This window comes from Endozoicomonas sp. (assembly GCF_031844845.1).
Lineage (GTDB): Bacteria > Pseudomonadota > Gammaproteobacteria > Pseudomonadales > Endozoicomonadaceae > Endozoicomonas.
Window position 1 is genome coordinate 1 of sequence record NZ_JAVRMB020000069.1, and the last position, 3,141, is coordinate 3,141.

Sequence of the window (3,141 nt, forward strand, 5' to 3'; positions counted from 1 at the left end):
AAAAGGAAAAGGACATCCATAAATTTCAAAAGGAAAAGGACATCCATAAATTTCTATTCGTCTAGATCGAACCAACGTTTTACTTAAGCTTTCGCCCTGAATTTATGGATGTCCTGTTTATTGCTTCGGCAGGGCTCCCCGTTGAAGGTAGGTTCTGCTCTGACTCTCGGAGATATGAACAAAACGACAACTGACTGAACGGGTAGTGTCAGCAGTGGCCACCATTGTTTTGCCGGTATAGCCGCCATACTGGTCAAGCAGTGGGGTTTCTACTTTTGCGCTCGGCACCAGTGGCGCATAAACGCTCTCGGCCTTAACCGTCAGGTCGCCAGAGGTAATGTCGGCGCTCACTGGCTGGATGCCGTAATAGCGGGAGGTGTCGGCTATCTGTGTGCCATGAATCAGGCTGGTTTCCTCTTCTGGCGTTCCGGGAACGGGAGGCGCACCAATAAAAGTGGTGATTAACGGTGCGCTGATCTGCATGTCCAGCTTACGCCGGGTAAAGTCCACATATTGCGAACCATTGTGGTAGGTGAAAGTGGCAGAACTATGGTCAACGGATGTAATCCGAACAAACTGACTGGTGAGGTCGTCTGGTGTGGTGATTTTATAGACCTCACCGATTTCAGGGATAGCCAGTTCCTCACGCTGATAGCCGACAATGGCTCTCTGTCCTTCAAGCTGATCGCCGACCAGTTCCCAATTAGCCTTAATGCCGGGGACAACATAGCTCTCTATTCTGTCTCTGGCATCGAGGCGCTCATCGGTCTGATCGTCGGTATTGAACAGCAAGATGCTGACATTTTCTTTTGTATGGTTGAAATAAACATTTGGATGAATTCTGTGAGGGGGGAGGAACTTTTTTAAAAAGATGGGGTCTTACCAGTAATCCAGTAATCCAATGTGTGATCAAAGTATTTGCTTTTGTTCTGGCGTTCTACCTGAACTCTTTCCTGAGCTGGCAGGAATTGATTCCGACCCTGAAGAAAATATTAATCAAAAAGAATCATGTTTTAATAATCTTCGGGTTCGACCAACAGAGTCTGACTCATCTATCTCAGCTGCGCTCTCATCATCTCAACCTGAAAGTCAAGCGTTAATTAATCGTGGTATTTCACCTTCATTTATTGACTGTTCCATAGAATCGAATTCCACTGATCCAGGAAAACCAGATTGTTCTAAGCTGGCTAATTGCAAAAAAGGTAAAGAATCAAACATCGCTGTTTCAGCTAACAGTGAATGTACGAAAAAAATTCAAACCCGCCCCTATTTTGACCGGAAAAAATATGATCGCGCACGTGAGCAAAATCACAGAGATAATAGGCGTGATCTAATTAATCAGTTGAAGCTGAACATGCCAGAGGATAAGTTAGATTCAATAAAAAAAACTAGCAGATTAGTAAGCTTTGATGATACCAGAAAAAATATAGAAGCAATTCCCTATTTATTAAAAAATCAGGCCAATCATCCGTTGGTACAAAAATATGGCGCAAAGAAACTATCTGATTGTATTTACGGTGAATCTAAACTAGATTTTCCCCCAAGTGAATTAGGATGCTTTAGCCATTTGAAAAAAAAGATTATTAATGCTATTGCTGCCAAGGAATCTAGAGTCATCAAATTTGAATATGTTAAATTGCTTCGGTCAGCTTATAAATCGAATTAACGATTTTAGCATCTGGTGGGGAAGAAATATTAGCCTGCTTGTTAAAATTCAGCCAGTGTCAATAATTTTATTTTAAGAAAATACTGATCACTATCTTCTGGATAAGCGAACGGCAAAACCTGCTGTGCCTCAACAGGACTGCCATTAGACCTGTCAAAGATAACGGAGAATTGCCGACCGTCCGGGAGCGTCAGGCTCATTGTCTTATTGGCTGCTTTTGATAAGGCAAACAGGTTTTTTACCGTCAAACGTGAAACCCAACCGGCCTCGTTACCACCAGAGAGAACTATTGTCCTGCCATGGGTAATCTGTCTTTCCTGAACCAGCAAAGCCCCGGTAAGGCTCCGCTCTACATTCTGCTCCACCGGGTTCCACTCAAATTCATTAATCCAGAGCAGATCATCCGGGAGGGTAATGGTATCAAGTTGCATATCGCCTCCTTAGACCGATTTAAGACCGGCATTTTTCAGGGCTTGGAGTAATTTTATTTCATCGCTCGAATCAATCCCAATATTCACACCACCGCCCGGATATTCCAGACGGATGATTTTTTGAGGGGATTGTCGTCCGGTGCTAACTGAAGGTGCAGACTTGCTCACCTGGTTCTTTTGAAGCTCTTTTGTTTTTTCCTGTTGAGCTTGCCTGCGCTTCTCGTTGTATACCTGCTCGCTTAGTCGGAGGGCAGAGGTCAGGTTCCTTATTGATTCCTGATCCCCCTTGGCCATTGCCTCGGCTTTTTGAGCTTTCAGGTCAATGCGCTGGTTATCATATTGACGACGACTAATATCATCCTGCCTGCCCTGAAGCTGATCTAGCTCATCCTGAAGGCTGTTAAGGGTATCTTTGGAACTGTCGCCTAACTGTGCCATACCGTCTTCAGCGGAACTGATAGCACTATTGAGCTTGTCCAAGTCCTGCTCATTCAGCAGGTTCATGGTATCGGCGGCTCGCTCTCCCTGTTTGACAAAGTTTCTGGAATTTAACTCGCCTTCCTCATAGCTTTCAAACAGTTCTTCCAAAGCTATTTTCTGTTCCAGAAATTGCTTTTTTACATAGGCTGCATCGGCTGCGGTATTCATCATCCATGTGGAAATACCAGTCACATCAAACGTAGTCATTGCAGCGTGTCGCAGCCTGCCAAGTTCCGAACTGGTTTCTTTCAGTTCATTTTTTAGCTCTGCAACATCACCCTTTGGCTTGCTGGTATCGACACCACCAACCCCTTTCTGCATGGCGATAAAAGTATCATGGGCTGCACTGCTCATACCCTGTAACTCAGCGGTTATGGCGTTGTAATGACCGGCCAGAACCGCAGCAATGGAAGCACCACCTTCAAAGGCTTCGGTTTGTTGCTCTCCGGCTTCTTCCGCACTATCGCCAACTTCCTCAACTGAATCTTGAGTGTTTTTTAGTTCCTTTTTAAACTCAATCAACTTCTGGCGACTGGCTTCAGTGGCCTCATAGTATTCTTCCTG

General features: G+C 44.7%; 4 protein-coding genes. 1 reads left to right on the forward strand and 3 read right to left on the reverse strand.

All coding sequences use genetic code 11. The features are described from left to right. Window positions 1–117: 117 nt before the first annotated feature. On the reverse strand, window positions 118–792 hold the full coding sequence (locus tag RM811_RS03250) for a hypothetical protein (protein WP_402520714.1): 675 nt from the start codon (window positions 790–792) through the stop codon (window positions 118–120). A gap of 109 nt (window positions 793–901) precedes the next feature. Here RM811_RS03250 and RM811_RS03255 point away from each other — a divergent pair, with 109 nt between their 5' ends. Continuing rightward, window positions 902–1,666 carry a hypothetical protein gene (locus RM811_RS03255; RefSeq protein WP_402520716.1) on the forward strand — a complete coding sequence of 255 codons (765 nt, stop codon included), beginning with the start codon at window positions 902–904 and terminating at the stop codon, window positions 1,664–1,666. 41 nt (window positions 1,667–1,707) lie between these two features. Here RM811_RS03255 and RM811_RS03260 read toward each other — a convergent pair whose 3' ends face one another. Together RM811_RS03260 and RM811_RS03265 are read right to left on the reverse strand one after the other, a co-directional pair. Then, the gene (locus RM811_RS03260; RefSeq protein WP_402520718.1) at window positions 1,708–2,097 is read right to left on the reverse strand and encodes a hypothetical protein; all 390 of its coding nucleotides are present in this window, start codon (window positions 2,095–2,097) and stop codon (window positions 1,708–1,710) included. Between the two features lie 9 nt (window positions 2,098–2,106). Further along, window positions 2,107–3,141: hypothetical protein (locus RM811_RS03265; protein WP_402520720.1), on the reverse strand; the 1,035-nt coding region annotated here is incomplete at its 5' end.